13 protein-coding genes and 1 tRNA gene are annotated in these 17,724 nt (G+C 65.7%); all 14 read right to left on the bottom strand.

Annotated features, from left to right (window positions below; all coding sequences use genetic code 11):
• Positions 1–84: 84 nt before the first annotated feature.
• Positions 85–2,415 carry a sensor histidine kinase gene (locus tag AC1DSC_RS30030; RefSeq protein WP_278875505.1) on the bottom strand — a complete coding sequence of 777 codons (2,331 nt, stop codon included), beginning with the start codon at positions 2,413–2,415 and terminating at the stop codon, positions 85–87.
• Positions 2,412–3,059, bottom strand: a complete 648-nt coding sequence (locus tag AC1DSC_RS30025; protein ID WP_012745755.1) for a DUF4390 domain-containing protein — start codon at positions 3,057–3,059, stop codon at positions 2,412–2,414. Before AC1DSC_RS30025 ends, AC1DSC_RS30030 begins: the two co-directional genes overlap by 4 nt.
• Positions 3,040–4,368: a 16S rRNA (cytosine(967)-C(5))-methyltransferase RsmB gene (gene rsmB / locus AC1DSC_RS30020; RefSeq protein ID WP_436287231.1), complete on the bottom strand. Its 1,329-nt coding sequence runs from the start codon at positions 4,366–4,368 to the stop codon at positions 3,040–3,042. The genes AC1DSC_RS30025 and rsmB overlap by 20 nt, the downstream gene beginning before the upstream one ends.
• Before the next feature lie 141 nt (positions 4,369–4,509).
• Positions 4,510–5,118, bottom strand: coding sequence for a LemA family protein (locus AC1DSC_RS30015; RefSeq protein ID WP_012745753.1), 609 nt, complete (start codon positions 5,116–5,118; stop codon positions 4,510–4,512).
• Positions 5,119–5,220: 102 nt separating this feature from the next.
• Complete coding sequence (rpoC, locus tag AC1DSC_RS30010; protein ID WP_012745752.1) at positions 5,221–9,450, bottom strand: DNA-directed RNA polymerase subunit beta'; 4,230 nt, start codon at positions 9,448–9,450, stop codon at positions 5,221–5,223.
• A 21-nt stretch (positions 9,451–9,471) separates the two neighbouring features.
• Complete coding sequence (gene rpoB / locus AC1DSC_RS30005) at positions 9,472–13,596, bottom strand: DNA-directed RNA polymerase subunit beta (RefSeq protein WP_012745751.1); 4,125 nt, start codon at positions 13,594–13,596, stop codon at positions 9,472–9,474.
• A gap of 254 nt (positions 13,597–13,850) precedes the next feature.
• Positions 13,851–14,228, bottom strand: coding sequence for a 50S ribosomal protein L7/L12 (rplL, locus tag AC1DSC_RS30000; protein ID WP_012745750.1), 378 nt, complete (start codon positions 14,226–14,228; stop codon positions 13,851–13,853).
• A 43-nt stretch (positions 14,229–14,271) separates the two neighbouring features.
• Positions 14,272–14,805 (bottom strand): 50S ribosomal protein L10, encoded by a 534-nt coding sequence (rplJ, locus tag AC1DSC_RS29995; protein ID WP_012745749.1) that lies wholly within the window; start codon positions 14,803–14,805, stop codon positions 14,272–14,274.
• A gap of 246 nt (positions 14,806–15,051) precedes the next feature.
• Positions 15,052–15,750, bottom strand: a complete 699-nt coding sequence (gene rplA / locus AC1DSC_RS29990; protein WP_012745748.1) for a 50S ribosomal protein L1 — start codon at positions 15,748–15,750, stop codon at positions 15,052–15,054.
• Entirely contained in the window at positions 15,751–16,182 is a 432-nt protein-coding gene (gene rplK / locus AC1DSC_RS29985; RefSeq protein WP_012745747.1) for a 50S ribosomal protein L11, read from the bottom strand.
• Positions 16,183–16,318: 136 nt separating this feature from the next.
• Positions 16,319–16,930, bottom strand: a complete 612-nt coding sequence (gene nusG, locus AC1DSC_RS29980) for a transcription termination/antitermination protein NusG (protein WP_012745746.1) — start codon at positions 16,928–16,930, stop codon at positions 16,319–16,321.
• Positions 16,931–17,314, bottom strand: a complete 384-nt coding sequence (gene secE, locus AC1DSC_RS29975) for a preprotein translocase subunit SecE (RefSeq protein ID WP_012745745.1) — start codon at positions 17,312–17,314, stop codon at positions 16,931–16,933.
• A 170-nt stretch (positions 17,315–17,484) separates the two neighbouring features.
• A tRNA-Trp gene (locus tag AC1DSC_RS29970) sits at positions 17,485–17,560 on the bottom strand.
• 19 nt (positions 17,561–17,579) lie between these two features.
• Positions 17,580–17,724: EF-Tu C-terminal domain-related protein (locus AC1DSC_RS29965; RefSeq protein WP_478084152.1), on the bottom strand; the 145-nt coding region annotated here is incomplete at its 5' end.

Here is a 17,724-nt window from a genome sequence, read left to right as displayed (position 1 = left end):
GCTTGTTGTATGCGCCGGTATCTGCAATGTGTGTAGGGTCCGCCAGCCGCCCCATCGTCTGCGCGCGACGGGTTGGTTTCACGCTCAGGCGGCGGAAGACTTCGGATCTTCGGTGTGAGCGACCGCTGTTTGCGGCTCGCCTGCCAGCGCGAATGATAGCGAGACTTGCGCCCCTGCTACAGCCCCATCGACAACGCGGTTGGAAAGCTCGATGCGCGCGCCGTGCTCGTCCGCGATCTTCTTGACCACGGCCAGTCCCAAACCTGTACCTTTTGTTTTCGTGGTGACGTAGGGCTCGAAGGCGCGCTTGAGGATGTTCTCGGCAAAGCCCGGTCCGCTGTCCTGCACGGTGAGGCGCACGCGCTGGCCCGAATCGCCCAGGCGGGTGCGGATGACGACCTCGCCGGCGCGGCCGGTGGTGCTGGCGGCGGCCTCGGCAGCGTCCTGGGCGTTCTGCAGCAGGTTGTGGATGACCTGGCGGATCTGCTGGGCGTCGCCGCGAATGGGCGGGCAGCGCTCGTCGAGTTCGGAGCGCAGCGCGATCGGCGCGTTCTCGGCGCTGTAGAGCTGGAGCACGTCGGCCAGCAGCGCGTTGAGGTCGACCGGCTTCAGGTCGGCCGCGGGCAGGCGGGCGTAGTCGCGGAATTCGTTGACCAGCCGCTTCATGGCGTCGACCTGGTCGACGATGGTCTTGACCGACTTGACGAGCACGGCCTGCTCGGGCGGCGCGACCTTGCCCGAGAGCTTCATTTCGAGCCGCTCGGCCGAGAGCTGGATGGGCGTGAGCGGGTTCTTGATCTCGTGGGCGAGGCGGCGCGCCACTTCGCCCCAGGCCTGGGCACGCTGGGCGGAGACGATTTCGGAGATGTCGTCGAACACCAGCAGCCGCGCGGCCCCCGGCAGCTCGGCGCCGCGCGCCACGATGTTGATGGCGCTGTCCTGCTGCGGCAGGTCGGTGCCGCTGGCATGCAGCTCGAAGGCGTGCTGCCAGTGGTCCAGGCCGTGCTGCAGGCGCTCGACCTGGAATTCGTCGAACTGCTGCTGCACGCTGTTGCCGAAGTCCGCGAGCCCGGGCACTTGGGCGAGCGGCATGCCCTCGTAGGCCGCCAGCGGCGCGCGCAGCACGCGGGTGGCGCCGGGGTTGGTGGAAAGGATGGTGCCCTTGGCGTCGAGCACGATCACGCCGGAGGTCAGGTTGTCCAGGATGGTCTGCAGGTTGGCGCGGGCGGCGTCGAGCTGGCCCATGGTCTTTTCGACGGCGCCGCGGGCATCGGCCAGTTGCTGGGTCATGACGGCGAAGGAGCGCGTGAGGCCGCCCAGCTCGTCCTTGCCCTGCAGCACGGCGGTCGGCCGCAGGTCGCCGCCGGCCACCTGGCGCACGCCGTCCGCCAGCACGAGCAGCGGCCGCGCGAGCTGGTTGCCGAACAGCACGGCCAGCAGCACGGCGCCGAACACGGCCAGGAAAAGGCTCAGCGTGAGGGTGCCGATGTACATGCGCCGCAGGCCCTCGCGGGCCAGGGCCCGCTCCTGGTATTCACGGTTGGCCTCCTGCACGGCGAGTGCGTTGGCCACCACCGCGGGCGGCAGCGGCTGCGTGACCTGCAGGAAGCGCGGCGCCGTGTCGAAGTCGAAGCCCGGCCGCTGCACCATCGCGAGGGCGCGCACGCTGGCAGGCGGCACGTTGGCGCCCGGCGCCGCGGTTTCGTCCAAGCCCTCGATGTGGGCGATGGCGCGGTCGGCGCGCACCTGCCGCAGCTGCTGGGTGGTCGGCCGCTCGGGGTTGAGCTGGAAGCGCGAGGCGCCGGCGCCGGCCACCAGCTGGCCGGCGCCGGTCCAGAGCACCACGTCGCTGGCCTGGAGCTGGTCGCGGATGCGCTCGAGGACGAGGCCGGCGCTCGCGTCGGGCACCTGCACCAGCTGGGCGCTGGCCACGCGCGTCTTGGCGGCCAGGTCATCCGCGAGCGAATCGAGCGTGGCGCGGCCGAGGTTCAGGCCGGCGTCGAGCGCGCCCTCCACCTTGACGTCGAACCAGCTTTCGATCGAACGCGCCACGAACTGGTAGGACACCACGTAGACCAGCGCGCCCGGCACCACGCCCACGAGCGCGAAGATGGCCGCGAGCTTGATGAGCAGGCGGCTGCCGAACTTGCCCTGGCGCAGCCGCCGCAGCAGCCGGAAGGCGACCCAGCCGATCACCAGCACCAGCAGCACCGCCACCACCACGTTGATGCCGAACAGCCGCACGTAGTAGCGCTCGTACAGCGCGCGGTTGTTGGTGGCCTGGGCCAGCAGGAACATCAGCACCAGGCCGATGGCCGTGACCAGCGCGGCGCCCACGCCGACGGCCCAGCGCAGCGCGCGCGCGCGGCGGGCGGCGGGCGTGGCCGCTGCGCCGCTGCGCGGCTTGCTGCTCACCGCTGTTTCTCCAGCGCGAGCTTGGCGCTGCGCTCGGCCACGATGTTCCAGTCGGCCTGGCCGACCACGCCGATCTGGAACGGACGCGGCAGCTGCGAGGTGTCGAGCCGGAAGCGGAACACGACCTGGTGCTGCGCCTCGTCGCCGACCTCGGCCGCATCGCCCAGCCGCAGCCGGCCGACGCGCTTGACGGCATCCATGGCGTCGGCGAGGCTGTCGAAGTTCTGGTTCAGCGAAACGCCGAAGCCCGCGGTGCCGGTGATGGGCACCGGCGACACGTTGAGCCGCCAGCGGCGCGTGAGCGGCTGGTAGGCCAGCCGCATGTGGCGCGTGACCTGGGCCACCTTGCGGTCGGTCCAGTACCAGCGCTCCTGGAAGACCTCGGCCTCGGCCACGAAATAGATGGCAATGCCCTTGTCGAGCACTTCCTCGACCAGCGAGGGCAGCTCGAACTGCACGGCCGCGGTGAGGTAGACGCCGTCGTCGGCCTGTTCCAGCCGCATCTGGGTGACCGATGGCACGACGCGCCCCTGCGCCACCGCAATCGGAAGCAGGCAGGTCAGCAGCAATGCCCAGGCCAGCACGAGCCCGGCCAGCGGCGCCAGGATGCGCCGCCTGCGGGCCTCAGCGCGGACGTTTTTCAAGCAGGGCGTAGAAGAAGCCGTCGTGGTCACCTGAGGGATTGTCCGGGACGGCGCGGGCATTCGCCCCGCTTTGGGGAAGCAAATGGCCCGGCGACGCCCCCAATCGGGCGTCGGTGTTGTGCGCAAGGAACGCATCTATTTGTTGCGAGCCTTCTTCCCGGAAGACGGAACAGGTGCAGTAGAGCAGTCGGCCGCCGGGCCGGACCAGGGGCCAGAGGGCCGCGAGCAGCGCCGCCTGCTGGACCGCCAGCTGGGCGGTGTCGCTCTCGCGGCGCAGCCAGCGCACGTCGGGATGGCGCCGGACGATGCCCGAGGCGGTGCACGGCGCATCGAGCAGGATGGCGTCGAAGGGCGTGCCGTCCCACCAGGCGGCCGGCCGCGCGGCGTCGGCCACCACCACCCTGGCGGACAGGCCGAGCCGGCCCAGGGTTTCGTCGATGCGGCGGCTGCGGGCGGCATCGACCTCGAGCGCCGTCACCTCGATGGGCGCCGGGCCGGCAAATTCCAGCAGGTGCGCGGTCTTGCCGCCGGGGGCGGCGCAGGCATCGAGCACGCGCAGGGGGGCCGCGCCGGCCGCGGGCAGCAGGCCTTCGAGCAGCAGCGGCGCCGCCAGCTGCGCGGCGGCGTCCTGCACCGAGCATTCGCCGTCGGCAAAACCGGGCAGCTGCTGCACCGGGCGGGCGCGCGCCAGCTGCAGGCCCGCCTCCCCCACCCGGTGGGCCTCGAGGCCCACCGCCTGGAGCGCCAGCTGATAGGAAGCCACGGTGGTCTTGCGCAGGTTGACGCGCAGCGTCATCGGCGGCTGCGCGTTGTCGGCGGCAAGCACCCGCTGCCAGTCGCGCGGATGGTCGCGCTTGAGCCGCTCGATCCACCAGCGCGGATGGTTCCACTGTGCGACCGGCTCATGGTCGGTGGCGGCCACGAGCTCGTCGCGCTCGCGCAGGAAGCGGCGCAGGCAGGCGTTGATGAAGCTCGCCTGCGCGCGCGTGGCGGGGTTGCGCTTTGCCGCCTCGACGGCCTGGTCGACCAGCGTGAAGGGCTCGTAGGGCGCGTGCTGCGCATCCCAGGCCAGCGCCAATGCGGTGCACAGGAGCGCGTCGGGCAACGGCGGCGGCGTGCGCTTGGCCAGGTGGCGGCGCAGGGCCTCGGCGCGGCCGAGCCAGCGCAGCACCTGGAAGCCGAGCGCCTGCACGCCGGGGCGCATGGCGGGCTCGACGGCTTCGAACGCGACGGTGCCCGAGCTGCCGGCGCGAATCGACGCGAGCGCCGCTGCGGTCAGCTGCAGCTGGCGCCACAGCGGAGGTTGCATCGGCGGCGCGGTGCCGGCGGAATGATCGGAAGTTAGTTCTGACAAGTTGGGGCGATGGTAATGGGCGTCAACGGGCGCGCGGCTGACGCGGCGCCCCGCGAGCGTACGGAGAAAAAATGCAACGCCGGCGTCCGGACGGCTTCAAAGCAGCGGCGCGGCCGGACGCAAACGCACCATCCATGCCACCAGCAACGCCGGAAACTGGACGATGGCGGCGTTGTACTGCCCCACCGCCAGGTTGAACTGGCTGCGTGCGATTTCCGCGGCGGCCGAAGGCTCGGGCCAGGCCATGGGTTCCAGTGTGCCGGAGGCCGAACCGGCACCGGCGCCGGCCGGCAGCAGCGGCGCCGGCCGCGAGAGCGTTCCGTCCGCCTCGAAGACCGTCACCGCGTCCGGATGCTGGCGCTGCCAGGCCGTGATCAGCACCTGCAGCGCCGTGGCCAGCGCGGCCATGCCGCCGGGGTCGAGCGGATGCAGGCGGGTGGCGCCAAGCAGGGTCGCAAGCTGGTTGGTGGCGGCCTGCAGCGGCGCCACGGCCGACGAATGGCTGGACGCGTCCTTTTCCGGCAGGGCGGCCGTGATGCTGGCCTGGACGAAGTCCAGCTGCTTCCGCAGGGCCGCGTCGAGCGTCGCATAGGCCTGGAGCACGGCCGCGCGCAGCCGCACGAGCCGGTTGTACGCGCCCACGAACCAGAACAGCAGCACGGCAATGACGATCCAGCCGACCATCGAATCGGGCAACACGCTCATCGGCAAAAACGCCTCGCAATGGACAACTCAAAGAAAAACGCCCCCCAACCGGGGGCGGTCGGGGGGCGTCGGATACCGGTCATGGCCGGTGATGCTAACCAGTTATTCGGACGCGGCGCCTTCGCTGGCGTCGGCCGTGGTGGAAACATCGCTGGTCGAACCGGCCAGTTCGGCGGCTTCGGATTCGGCGATGGCGCGGCGCTCGGCCTCGTCCATCTGATCCTTGGCCTTGCGCGCCTGGTGGTAGGCCATGCCGGTGCCCGCGGGGATCAGGCGGCCGACGATGACGTTTTCCTTCAGGCCGCGCAGCTCGTCGCGCTTGCCCATGATCGCGGCTTCGGTCAGCACGCGCGTCGTTTCCTGGAACGAAGCGGCAGAGATGAACGAGTCGGTCGACAGCGACGCCTTCGTGATACCCAGCAGCAGGTTGGTGAACGTCGCGGGGATCTTGCCTTCGGCGCGCAGGGCGTCGTTGGTGTTGAGCATTTCGCTGCGTTCGACCTGTTCGCCGGAGATGTAGCCGGTCTCGCCGATGTTGTCGACCACGACGCGGCGCAGCATCTGGCGAACGATCACCTCGATGTGCTTGTCGTTGATCTTCACACCCTGCAGGCGGTACACGTCCTGAACTTCGTCCACGATGTAGCGCGCGAGTTCTTCCGAACCCAGCAGGCGCAGGATGTCCTGCGGGTCCGCCGGGCCGTCGACCACGCTTTCGCCCTTGTTCACCACCTGGCCTTCGTGCACCAGGATGTTCTTTTCCTTCGGCACGAGGTCTTCCCAGACGGTGCCTTCGGGATCGGTGATCTGCAGGCGGATCTTGCCCTTGGTTTCCTTGCCGAACGACACGGTACCGGTCATTTCGGCCAGCATGCCCTTGTCCTTCGGCGAACGGGCTTCGAACAGCTCGGCAACGCGCGGCAGACCGCCGGTGATGTCGCGGGTCTTCTGGCCTTCGACCGGAATACGCGCCAGCACTTCGCCCGGGCCCACGTCCTGGCCGTCGCGGATCTGCACCAGGGCGCCGATCGGGAAGCCGATCGTCACCGAGTGGTCGGTGCCCGGGATCTTCACTTCGGCGCCGGAGGCGTCGATGAGCTTCACCTGCGGGCGCACGACCTTGGCAGCGCCGCGGCGCTTCGGATCGATCACGACCAGGGTCGACAGGCCGGTCACTTCGTCCACCTGCTTGGCGACGGTGAGGCCTTCTTCCACGTTCTCGAACTGCGTCTTGCCGGCGAATTCCGTGATGATCGGGCGCGTCAGCGGATCCCAGTTGGCGAGCACGTGGCCGGCCTTGATCTGCTGGTCGGCCTTGACCGCCAGGATCGCGCCGTACGGCACCTTGTGGCGTTCGCGCTCACGGCCGTGTTCGTCATGGATGACGATCTCGCCCGAACGTGCAATCACCACCAGCTCGTTCTTGCTGTTGGTCACGTAGCGCATCGTGGCGTTGAAGCCGATCACGCCGTTGGACTTGGCTTCGACGCTCGAGGCCACCGCCGCACGCGATGCCGCACCACCGATGTGGAAGGTACGCATCGTGAGCTGCGTGCCGGGTTCGCCGATGGACTGCGCAGCGATCACACCGACGGCTTCGCCGATGTTGATCAGGCCGCCGCGGCCCAGGTCGCGGCCGTAGCAGGTCGCGCAGATGCCGAAGCGGGTTTCGCAGGTCAGCGCGGTACGCACCTTGACCTCGTCGACGCCTTGCGCCTCGAGCTCTTCGATGTTGTCCTCGTCGAACATCTCGCCGGCCTTCAGCAGCACCGAGCGGTTTTCCGGGTGCAGCACGTCGTCGGCCGCCGAGCGGCCGAGGATACGGTCGCGCAGCGATTCGATGACTTCACCGCCTTCGACGATGGCGCGCATCAGGTAGCCGCCGTGCGTGCCGCAGTCCTGCTCGGTCACGACCAGGTCTTGCGTCACGTCGACCAGGCGGCGGGTCAGGTAGCCCGAGTTCGCCGTCTTCAGCGCCGTGTCGGCCAGGCCCTTTCGGGCACCGTGGGTGGAGATGAAGTACTCCAGCACGTTCAGGCCTTCGCGGAAGTTCGCGGTGATGGGCGTCTCGATGATCGAGCCGTCCGGCTTGGCCATCAGGCCGCGCATGCCGGCCACCTGGCGGATCTGCGCTGCGGAACCGCGGGCGCCGGAGTCGGCCATCATGTAGATGGAGTTGAACGACTCCTGCTCCACTTCCTTGCCGTGGCGGTCGATGACCTTCTGCTTCGAGAGCTTGGCCATCATGACCTTCGACACTTCGTCGCCGGCCTTGCCCCAGATGTCCACCACCTTGTTGTAGCGTTCGCCGGAAGTCACGAGACCGGAGACGTACTGCTGCTCGATCTCCTTCACTTCCTTGGCCGAGCGCTCGATGATGCCGTGCTTTTCAGCGGGCACCAGCATGTCGTCGATGGCGATCGAGATGCCGGCCTTGGTGGCCAGGCGGAAGCCGTTCTGCAGCAGCTTGTCGGCGAACACCACGGTCTCCTTGAGGCCGCACTTGCGGAACGAGACGTTGATGAGCTTGGAGATTTCCTTCTTCTTCAGCGCCTTGTTGATGTTCGAGAACGGCAGGCCCTTGGGCAGGATCTCGGACAGCAGCGCACGGCCCACGGTGGTGTCCACCAGCGAGGTCGACGGCGTGAATTCGCCGGTTTCCTTGTCCTTGGTGTATTCCGTGATGCGCACTGCCACCTTGGCGGTGAGTTCGACTTCGTTGGCGTCGAGCGCGCGCTGCACTTCACCGATGTCGGAGAAGATCAGGCCCTCGCCCTTGCCGTTGATGCGGTCGCGGGTCGTGTAGTACAGACCCAGCACCACGTCCTGCGAAGGAACGATCGACGGTTCGCCCGAAGCCGGGAACAGCACGTTGTTGGAGGCCAGCATCAGCGTGCGGGCTTCCATCTGCGCTTCCACCGACAGCGGCACGTGGACGGCCATCTGGTCGCCGTCGAAGTCGGCGTTGAAGGCCGCGCAGACCAGCGGGTGCAGCTGGATCGCCTTGCCTTCGATCAGGATCGGCTCGAACGCCTGGATGCCCAAACGGTGCAGCGTAGGCGCACGGTTCAGCATGACCGGGTGTTCCTTGATCACTTCTTCCAGGATGTCCCAGACCACCGGCGTGCCCGATTCGACTTCCTTCTTGGCAGCCTTGATCGTGGTCGCGATGCCCATGGCTTCCAGGCGCGAGAAGATGAAGGGCTTGAACAGCTCGAGCGCCATCAGCTTGGGCAGGCCGCACTGGTGCAGCTTGAGCGTCGGGCCCACCACGATGACCGAACGGCCCGAGTAGTCGACGCGCTTGCCCAGCAGATTCTGGCGGAAGCGGCCGCTCTTGCCCTTGATCATGTCGGCGAGCGACTTGAGCGCGCGCTTGTTGGCGCCCGTCATGGCCTTGCCGCGGCGGCCGTTGTCCAGCAGCGAGTCGACTGCTTCTTGCAGCATCCGCTTTTCATTGCGAGCAATGATTTCCGGAGCCTTGAGTTCCAGCAGGCGGCGCAGGCGCGAATTGCGGTTGATCACACGCCTGTACAGGTCGTTCAGGTCGGAGGTCGCGAAGCGGCCGCCGTCCAGCGGCACCAGCGGACGCAGGTCCGGCGGCAGCACGGGCAGCACGTCGAGCACCATCCACTCGGGCTTGATGCCCGACTTGCGGAAGGCTTCCAGCACCTTCAGGCGCTTGGAGTTCTTCTTGACCTTGACTTCGGAGCCGGTCAGGTCGCCGCGCAGGCGTTCGATCTCGCTGTCGAGTTCGATGCCTTCGAGCAGGTCCTTGATGCCTTCGGCGCCCATCTTGGCGACGAACTCGTCGCCGTATTCCTTGCGCTTCGCGTCATAGTCGTCCTCGGACATGATGCCGAACTTCTTCAGCGGGGTCATGCCGGGGTCGGTGATCACGTAGGCTTCGAAGTACAGCACGCGTTCGATGTCGCGCAGCGTCATGTCGAGCACCAGGCCCAGGCGCGACGGCAGCGACTTCAGGAACCAGATGTGCGCGCAGGGCGCGGCCAGGTCGATGTGGCCCATGCGCTCGCGGCGCACCTTGGTCTGCGTGACTTCGACGCCGCACTTCTCGCAGATCACGCCGCGGTGCTTCAGGCGCTTGTACTTGCCGCACAGGCACTCGTAGTCCTTGATGGGGCCGAAGATCTTGGCGCAGAAGAGGCCGTCGCGCTCGGGCTTGAAGGTGCGGTAGTTGATCGTCTCGGGCTTCTTCACCTCGCCGAAAGACCACGAACGGATCTTCTCGGGCGAAGCCATGCCGATCTTGATGGCATCGAAATGCTCATCAGGGGTGAATTGCTTGAACAGGTCGAGTAGCGATTTCATAAGACTCTTTCCCTTTTCAACTTAAGAACGTTCGAGTTCGATGTCCAGGCCCAGGGAACGGATTTCCTTGACCAGCACATTGAACGATTCCGGCATGCCGGCTTCGATGGAGTGTTCGCCCTTGACGATGCTCTCGTACACCTTGGTACGGCCTTGCACGTCGTCGGACTTCACCGTCAGCATTTCCTGCAGCACGTAGGCGGCGCCGTAGGCTTCCAGCGCCCACACTTCCATTTCGCCGAAACGCTGGCCGCCGAACTGCGCCTTGCCGCCCAGCGGCTGCTGGGTGACGAGCGAGTACGGGCCGGTCGAACGGGCGTGCATCTTGTCGTCCACCAGGTGGTGCAGCTTCAGGAAGTGCATGTAGCCGACGGTGACCGGACGCTCGAACTGGTCGCCGGTGCGGCCGTCGTACAGGTAGGCCTGCGTGCGCGTCTCGGTCAGGCCCTTGAGCTTGGCGATGTCGTCCGGATAGGCGAGCTTCAGCATGCCGCGGATTTCCTCTTCCGAGGCGCCGTCGAACACCGGCGTGGCGAAGGTCGCACCGCTCTGCAGGTTGGCTGCCATGGCGAGCACGTCGGAGTCGCTCAGCTGGCTGAGGTCTTCCGGACGGCCCGAGCCGTTGTACAGCTGCTCCATGAACTTGCGCAGCTCGGCCACCTTGGCCTCCTGCTGCAGCAGGTCGCCGATGCGGTGGCCGATGCCCTTGCCGGCCCAGCCCAGGTGCACTTCGAGCACCTGGCCCACGTTCATCCGCGAAGGCACGCCCAGCGGATTCAGGCAGATGTCGCACGGCGTGCCGTCGGCCATGTGGGGCATGTCTTCGACCGGAACGATCTTCGACACCACACCCTTGTTGCCGTGGCGGCCGGCCATCTTGTCGCCGGGTTGCAGGCGGCGCTTGACGGCCAGGTAGACCTTGACCATCTTGAGCACGCCTGCGGGCAGCTCGTCGCCCTGCGTGAGCTTCTTGCGCTTTTCCTCGAACGCGAGGTCGAAGCTGTGGCGCGTCTGCTCCAGCGAGTTCTTGATCGACTCGAGCTGCGTGGCCACTTCGTCGTCCGCCGGGCGGATGTCGAACCAGTGGAACTTCTCGACCGACGACAGGTAGGCCTTGTCGAGCTTGGTGCCCTTGGCCAGCTTGTTCGGGCCGCCGTTGGCAACCTTGCCGGTCAGGAGCTTCTCGATACGGTCGAACGCGTCGGCTTCGACGATGCGAAGCTGGTCGTTCAGGTCGAGGCGGAAGCGCTTGAGCTCGTCGTCGATGATCTGCTGGGCGCGCTTGTCGCGCGTGATGCCTTCGCGGGTGAACACCTGCACGTCGATCACGGTGCCTTGCGAGCCCTGGTCCACGCGCAGCGAGGTGTCCTTCACGTCGGAAGCCTTCTCGCCGAAGATGGCGCGAAGCAGCTTCTCTTCAGGCGTCAGCGTGGTCTCGCCCTTCGGCGTGACCTTGCCCACCAGCGTGTCGCCCGGCTGCACTTCGGCACCCACGTAGATGATGCCGGATTCGTCCAAGCGGTTGAGCTGCTGCTCGGCCAGGTTCGGAATGTCGCGCGTGATTTCCTCGGCACCGAGCTTGGTGTCGCGGGCCATCACCACCAGCTCCTCGATGTGGATCGAGGTGTAGCGGTCTTCGGCGACGACGCGTTCCGAGATCAGGATCGAGTCTTCGAAGTTGTAGCCGTTCCAGGGCATGAACGCGATCAGCATGTTCTGGCCGAGGGCCAGTTCGCCGAGGTCGGTCGATGCGCCGTCGGCCACCACGTCGCCCTTGGCGATCTTGTCGCCGCGCTTGACGATCGGACGCTGGTGGATGTTGGTGTTCTGGTTCGAACGCTGATACTTGATCAGGTTGTAGATGTCCACACCGACTTCACCGGCTGCCGCTTCGGCGTCGTTCACGCGCACCACGATGCGGGTCGCGTCGACGTAGTCGACGATACCGCCGCGGGTGGCCGTGACCACGGTGCCGGAGTCGACCGCGGAGACGCGCTCGATGCCGGTGCCGACCATCGGCTTCTCGGGGCGCAGCACGGGCACCGCCTGGCGCTGCATGTTGGCGCCCATCAGCGCGCGGTTCGCGTCGTCGTGCTCGAGGAAGGGCACGAGCGAGGCAGCCACCGACACGATCTGCGCGGGCGACACGTCCATGTACTGGATGCGCTCGGCACCGACCAGGATCGATTCGCCGGCTTCACGCGCGGAGACCAGGTCGCCGGTCAGCTTGCCTTCCTTGTCCAGGACCGCATTGGCCTGGGCGATGACGTACTTGCCTTCCTCGATGGCCGACAGGTAGTCGATCTCGTTGGTGACCTTGCTGTCGACCACGCGGCGGTACGGCGTCTCGATGAAGCCGTATTCGTTCAGGCGGGCGTACAGGGCCAGCGAGTTGATCAGGCCGATGTTCGGGCCTTCAGGCGTTTCGATCGGGCACACGCGGCCGTAGTGGGTCACGTGCACGTCGCGCACTTCGAAGCCTGCACGCTCGCGCGTCAGACCGCCCGGGCCAAGGGCCGACACGCGGCGCTTGTGGGTGATTTCGGACAGCGGGTTCGTCTGGTCCATGAACTGCGACAGCTGCGAGGCACCGAAGAACTCCTTCAGCGCGGCCGAGATCGGCTTGCTGTTGATCAGGTCGTGCGGCATCAGCGGCTCTTGCTCGGCCTGGCCCAGACGCTCCTTCACGGCCTTCTCGATGCGGGCGAGGCCGGTGCGGTACTGGTTCTCGGCCAGTTCGCCCACGCAGCGCACGCGGCGGTTGCCCAGGTGGTCGATGTCGTCGACTTCGCCGTTGCCGTTGCGCAGGTCCACGAGGATCTTGACCACGGCCAGGATGTCTTCGTTGGTCAGCACCATCGGGCCGGTCGATTCGTCGCGGCCGACCTTGGCGTTGAACTTCATGCGGCCGACGCGCGACAGGTCGTACGTGTCCGGGTTGTAGAACAGGCGCTGGAACAGGGCCTGCACCGCGTCTTCCGTCGGCGGCTCGCCGGGGCGCATCATGCGGTAGATGGCCACGCGGGCGGCGAATTCGTCCACCGTCTCGTCGATGCGCAGGGTCTGCGAGATGTACGCGCCCTGGTCGAGTTCGTTGGTGTAGATCACCTGGATGTCCTGCACGCCGGCCGTGCGCAGCTTCTTGAGCAGTGCTTCGGTCAGTTCGTCATTGGCCTTGGCCAGGATCTCGCCGGAGTCGGCATCGACGATGTTGCGGGCAATGACGCGGCCGACCAGGAAGTCTTCCGGCACGCTGATGTGCGTGGTGCCCGACTGCTCGAGCTCGCGCGTGTGGCGCGCGGTCACGCGCTTGTCCTTGGCGACCACGACCTTGCCCGACTTGTCGGTGATGTCGAAGCGCGCGACTTCGCCGCGCAGGCGCTCGGGAACGAATTCCATCTGCGCGCCGCTGTCCATCAGGCGGAAGTTGTCGTTCACGAAGAAGTTCGCGAGGATCGATTCCGGGTTCAGGCCGATGGCCTTCAGCAGGATCGTGACCGGCATCTTGCGGCGGCGGTCGACGCGGAAGTACAGCATGTCCTTCGGGTCGAACTCGAAGTCGAGCCACGAACCGCGGTAGGGAATCACGCGGGCCGAGAACAGCAGCTTGCCCGAGCTGTGCGTCTTGCCCTTGTCGTGTTCGAAGAACACGCCCGGCGAACGGTGCAGCTGCGAGACGATCACGCGCTCGGTGCCGTTGATGATGAACGAACCCTTGTCGGTCATGAGCGGCACTTCGCCCATGTAGACCTCTTGTTCCTTCACTTCCTTGACCACCTTCGACTGCGAGGTCGACGACTCGCGGTCATAGATGATGAGCTGGACCTTGGCGCGCACGGCCGAGGCGAAGGTCAGGCCGCGGGTCTGGCACTCGCGCACGTCGAAAGCCGGCTTCGCGAGGTTGTACTCGAGGAACTTCATCTCGACAAAACCATTGTGCGAGACGATCGGGAAGGCAGCGTCGAAAGCGGCCTGCAGGCCTTCGACGGTGCGCTGTTTGGGAGGAATGCCGGCTTGCAGGAACGCGGTGTACGCGTCTTTCTGCATCTGCAGCAGGTAGGGGATTTCTACGACGCTGTCGCGATTGCCGAAACTTTTTCGGATGCGCTTGCGTTCGGTGTAACTGTACGCGGACGATTGGGCCATGAGAGCTCCGGAGCTTGAGATCTTCAGCGACTTGTCAGCGGTGCCGGGCGAACGGCACCACTGCTTGGCGGCTGGCCACTACCAGCCGTTGGCGGACAGCGATGCGTTGCACATCGCCCGAACCAAGGGGTCTTCTGCAGTCGGGGTCAGAAGACACTCGAAAACCGTCTTTTTTCCGGTTTTCGGGTGCGCTCTGAAAGCGGCAAAGGCTGGAGGGCCTTTTCAGGCACCTCCAGCCCTCTGGCGGGTCTGAATTACTTCAGTTCCACCTTGGCGCCGGCGTCTTCCAGCTTCTTCTTGGCGGCTTCAGCGTCAGCCTTCGACAGGCCTTCCTTGACAGCCTTGGGAGCGGCTTCCACCAGGTCCTTGGCTTCCTTGAGGCCCAGGCCGGTGATTTCGCGCACGGCCTTGATCGCCGAAACCTTGTTCGCGCCTGCATCCATCAGCATGACGTTGAACTCGGTCTGCTCTTCGGCCACGGCAGCGGCAGCACCACCACCAGCGCCGGCGGGGGCAGCCATTGCAGCGGCGCTCACGCCGAACTTCTCTTCGATGGCTTTCACCAGGTCGTTGAGTTCCAGGACCGTCATGCTGTCGAGCGCGGTCAGAAATGCGTCTTTATCGAATGCCATTTTTGTTTCCTAACAATTGGGTTGAATATTTCAAACGCAAGGCTCAAGCAGCCTGCGCTTCTGCCGGTGCATCGGCGGGTGCAGCTTCGCCACCACCGCGCTTCTCGGCCAGCGCCGCGAGCACGCGGGCGGTACGAGAGATCGGGGACTGCATCAAGCCCAGCAATTGCGCCAGCAGCACTTCCTTGGAAGGGATGTTGGCCAGCTGCTTCACGCCGTTCACGTCCAGGGCCTTGCCACCGAATGCGCCGCCGCGAATCACCAACTTGTCGTTGGTCTTCGCGAAATCGGCCACCACCTTGGCGGCGGCCACTGCGTCTTCGGAAAAGCCATAGATCAGCGGGCCGGTCATCTGGTCGCCAACGATCTCAAATGCGCTACCAGCCACAGCACGGCGTGCCAGCGTGTTCTTCAACACGCTGAGGGTCACACCCTTGCTGCGAGCTTCGCTGCGCAGTTTGGTCATATCGGCCACCGTGATGCCACGGTATTCCGCCATCACGAGCGTTTGAGCTTTAGCGGCGAGGCTGGTCACATCACTGATGACCGCTTCTTTCTCACTGCGATTCAGACTCAAGGTCTACTCCTTTTAATGCGACCTTCGGCCGGGGCCTCGGATCGCGCTTCATGCAGCGACCAACTGTCAGGAACAAAAATCAAATTCCTTGCAGTGGGGTCGCCATCTGCGCTGGATACCGGAAGGATCGATCCGGCGATTAAGTGCAGCGCCCTGCACACCAGCGGTCTTGGATGGCTCGCAGCAACCGGAGCTGCCGCGACCCACCACATCTGCCCTCTCCTTGCGGATCGGGCAAATCTTTCTTTAGCTCGCCGCGATGGTCTGCGTGTCCACGCGGACACCCAGGCCCATGGTCGACGACACAGCCACCTTGCGCAGGTACACGCCCTTGCTGGTCGCCGGCTTGGCCTTGACCAGAGCGTCGATCAGCGCGGCGAGGTTGCCCTGCAGCTTGTCGTTGTCGAACGAGCGGCGGCCGATCGTGCCGTGCACGATGCCGGCCTTGTCGACGCGGAACTGGACCTGGCCAGCCTTGGCGTTCTTCACGGCCGTGGCGACGTCCGGGGTCACCGTGCCAACCTTGGGATTGGGCATCAGGCCGCGCGGGCCGAGGATCTGGCCGAGCGTACCGACCACGCGCATCGCGTCAGGAGCGGCAATCACGACGTCGAAAGGCATGTCGCCAGCCTTGACCATGGCAGCCAGGTCGTCCATGCCGACGATGTCGGCGCCGGCGGCCTTGGCTTCTTCAGCCTTGGCGCCCTGGGCGAACACAGCCACGCGCTTGGTCTTGCCGGTGCCGTTGGGCAGCACGACGGCGCCACGCACGACCTGGTCCGACTTCTTCGCGTCGATGCCCAGCTGCACGGCCACGTCGATCGATTCGTCGAACTTGGCGGTGGCGGCTTCCTTCACGATGCCGATTGCGTCAGCCAGCGGGTACAGCTTGTTGCTGTCGACCTTGCCTGCGAGCGCTTTTTGCTTCTTGGTGATCTTGGCCATTTACACGCCCTCCACATTCACGCCCATCGAACGGGCAGAGCCGGCGATGGTGCGAACTGCTGCGTCCAGGTCGGCGGCAGTCAGGTCCTTCATCTTGGTCTTGGCGATCTCTTCGAGCTGTGCGCGCGTGATCTTGCCGACCTTGTCGGTGTGCGGACGGGCCGAGCCCTTGTCCAGCTTGATGGCCTTCTTGATCAAGGTGATCGCCGGCGGCGTCTTGATGATGAAGGTGAAGCTCTTGTCAGCGAACGCGGTGATGACCACCGGCAGCGGCAGACCAGGCTCGACGCTCTGGGTCTGCGCGTTGAACGCCTTGCAGAACTCCATGATGTTCAAACCACGCTGGCCCAGTGCGGGACCGATGGGTGGTGACGGGTTGGCCTTACCAGCTGGCACTTGCAGCTTGATGAAGCCGACGATTTTTTTCGCCATGCTTTGCTCCTTGCGGGTGATATCGCCTTGGCTTTCGCCGCGGCTCCCCGGGGTTGAACGACTCTTCGATCAAGGCCGCGCGCCGAGTCGGACAACGCGCAGCCGGGAATGGTTCCGGTCCGGGGACCGGCGGGGCTCAGGTCTTCTCGACCTGGCTGAACTCGAGCTCCACGGGTGTCGCGCGGCCGAAGATCATGACCGACACGCTGACCTTGCTCTTTTCGTAGTTGACTTCCTCGACGGTGCCGTTGAAGTCGGTGAACGGGCCTTCCTTGACGCGCACGAATTCGCCGACGGTGAACTCGACCTTGTGGCGCGGCTTCTCGGTGCCCTGCTGCATCTGGCTGACGATGCCTTCGACCTCTTTCTGCGAGATCGGGGCCGGACGGTTCTTGGCGCCGCCAACGAAGCCCGTCACCTTGTTGGTGTGCTTCACCAGGTGCCAGCTCTCGTCGTCCATGATCATTTCGACCAGCACGTAGCCCGGGAAGAAGCGGCGCTCGGTGGTGCGCTTCTGGCCGTTCTTGATCTCGACCACTTCCTCGGTCGGCACCAGGATGCGGCCGAACTTGTCCTGCATGCCGGCGCGGTTGATGCGCTCGATGATGTTGCGCTCGACGGCCTTTTCCATGCCCGAATAGGCATGCACCACGTACCAACGCAGATCGGGGTTGGCGGCGGGAGCCAGCACGGAGGTGTTTTCTTCCTCGGGGCTGCTCGGCGTGGTTTCAACTACGTCGTCGGTCATTTATTTTCTCCAGCCCAGAATGAGGTCGAAAAACACCCATTCGAGCGTCTTGTCGGTGAGCCAGAGGAAAACGGACATGACGGCCACGAAGGCAAACACGTAAGCCGTCATCTGCATGGCTTCCTTGCGGGTCGGCCAGACGACTTTCTTGACCTCGCGCCACGAGTCGCGGCCGAAAGCCCACAACTGACGGCCATTCTCCGAACTGCCGAAGGCACCCACGGCCGCGGCCAGGCCGACCAGCAGCGCAGCCCATTGCACCAGCGAGCCCTGGCGCGCCAGCAGGTAGAACGCCACGATGGCGCCCACTGCCAGCACCACCGACGCGGCCAATTTGGCCTTGTCGGCACCCGTGCTCACGGTTTCGATTTGAGAAGTGGCCATGTTCGGCTGATTTCCTGCGGCCTTTCGGCCTTCAATTCAATGCGCCTTCTTGAGACGCCGAAGCCCATCGGGTCACGATGGGCTTTTTTAGCCTCCCATCGGGTCAACGATGGACTTTTTTAGCCCCCCCATCGGGTCAGCGACGGGGTTTTTCGGAGGTGCCACCTAAGTGGCAGGGGCAGTAGGAATCGAACCTACAACCTTCGGTTTTGGAGACCGACGCTCTGCCAATTGAGCTATACCCCTCCGGTACTCTTTGCTCGGCTTAGATGTCGAGGATCTTTGCCACGACGCCCGAACCCACGGTGCGGCCGCCTTCGCGGATGGCGAAGCGCAGGCCTTCTTCCATCGCGATCGGGTTGATCAGCTTCACGGTGATGCTGACGTTGTCGCCAGGCATGACCATTTCC

The organism is Variovorax sp. 01N425, from assembly GCF_056399465.1.
The sequence above is the reverse complement of the archived record's forward strand: the minus strand, read 5'-3'. Positions and strand labels throughout refer to the sequence as shown.

What these genes read in the sequence shown, in the direction of transcription:
- rsmB (WP_436287231.1), bottom strand. Translation starts at nt 4,368, where the DNA reads ATGCAACCTCCGCTGTGGCGCCAGCTGCAGCTGACCGCAGCGGCGCTC.
- rplL (WP_012745750.1), bottom strand. Translation starts at nt 14,228, where the DNA reads ATGGCATTCGATAAAGACGCATTTCTGACCGCGCTCGACAGCATGACG.
- rpoC (WP_012745752.1), bottom strand. Translation starts at nt 9,450, where the DNA reads ATGAAATCGCTACTCGACCTGTTCAAGCAATTCACCCCTGATGAGCAT.
- AC1DSC_RS30015 (WP_012745753.1), bottom strand. Translation starts at nt 5,118, where the DNA reads ATGAGCGTGTTGCCCGATTCGATGGTCGGCTGGATCGTCATTGCCGTG.
- rpoB (WP_012745751.1), bottom strand. Translation starts at nt 13,596, where the DNA reads ATGGCCCAATCGTCCGCGTACAGTTACACCGAACGCAAGCGCATCCGA.
- nusG (WP_012745746.1), bottom strand. Translation starts at nt 16,930, where the DNA reads ATGACCGACGACGTAGTTGAAACCACGCCGAGCAGCCCCGAGGAAGAA.
- rplK (WP_012745747.1), bottom strand. Translation starts at nt 16,182, where the DNA reads ATGGCGAAAAAAATCGTCGGCTTCATCAAGCTGCAAGTGCCAGCTGGT.
- secE (WP_012745745.1), bottom strand. Translation starts at nt 17,314, where the DNA reads ATGGCCACTTCTCAAATCGAAACCGTGAGCACGGGTGCCGACAAGGCC.
- rplA (WP_012745748.1), bottom strand. Translation starts at nt 15,750, where the DNA reads ATGGCCAAGATCACCAAGAAGCAAAAAGCGCTCGCAGGCAAGGTCGAC.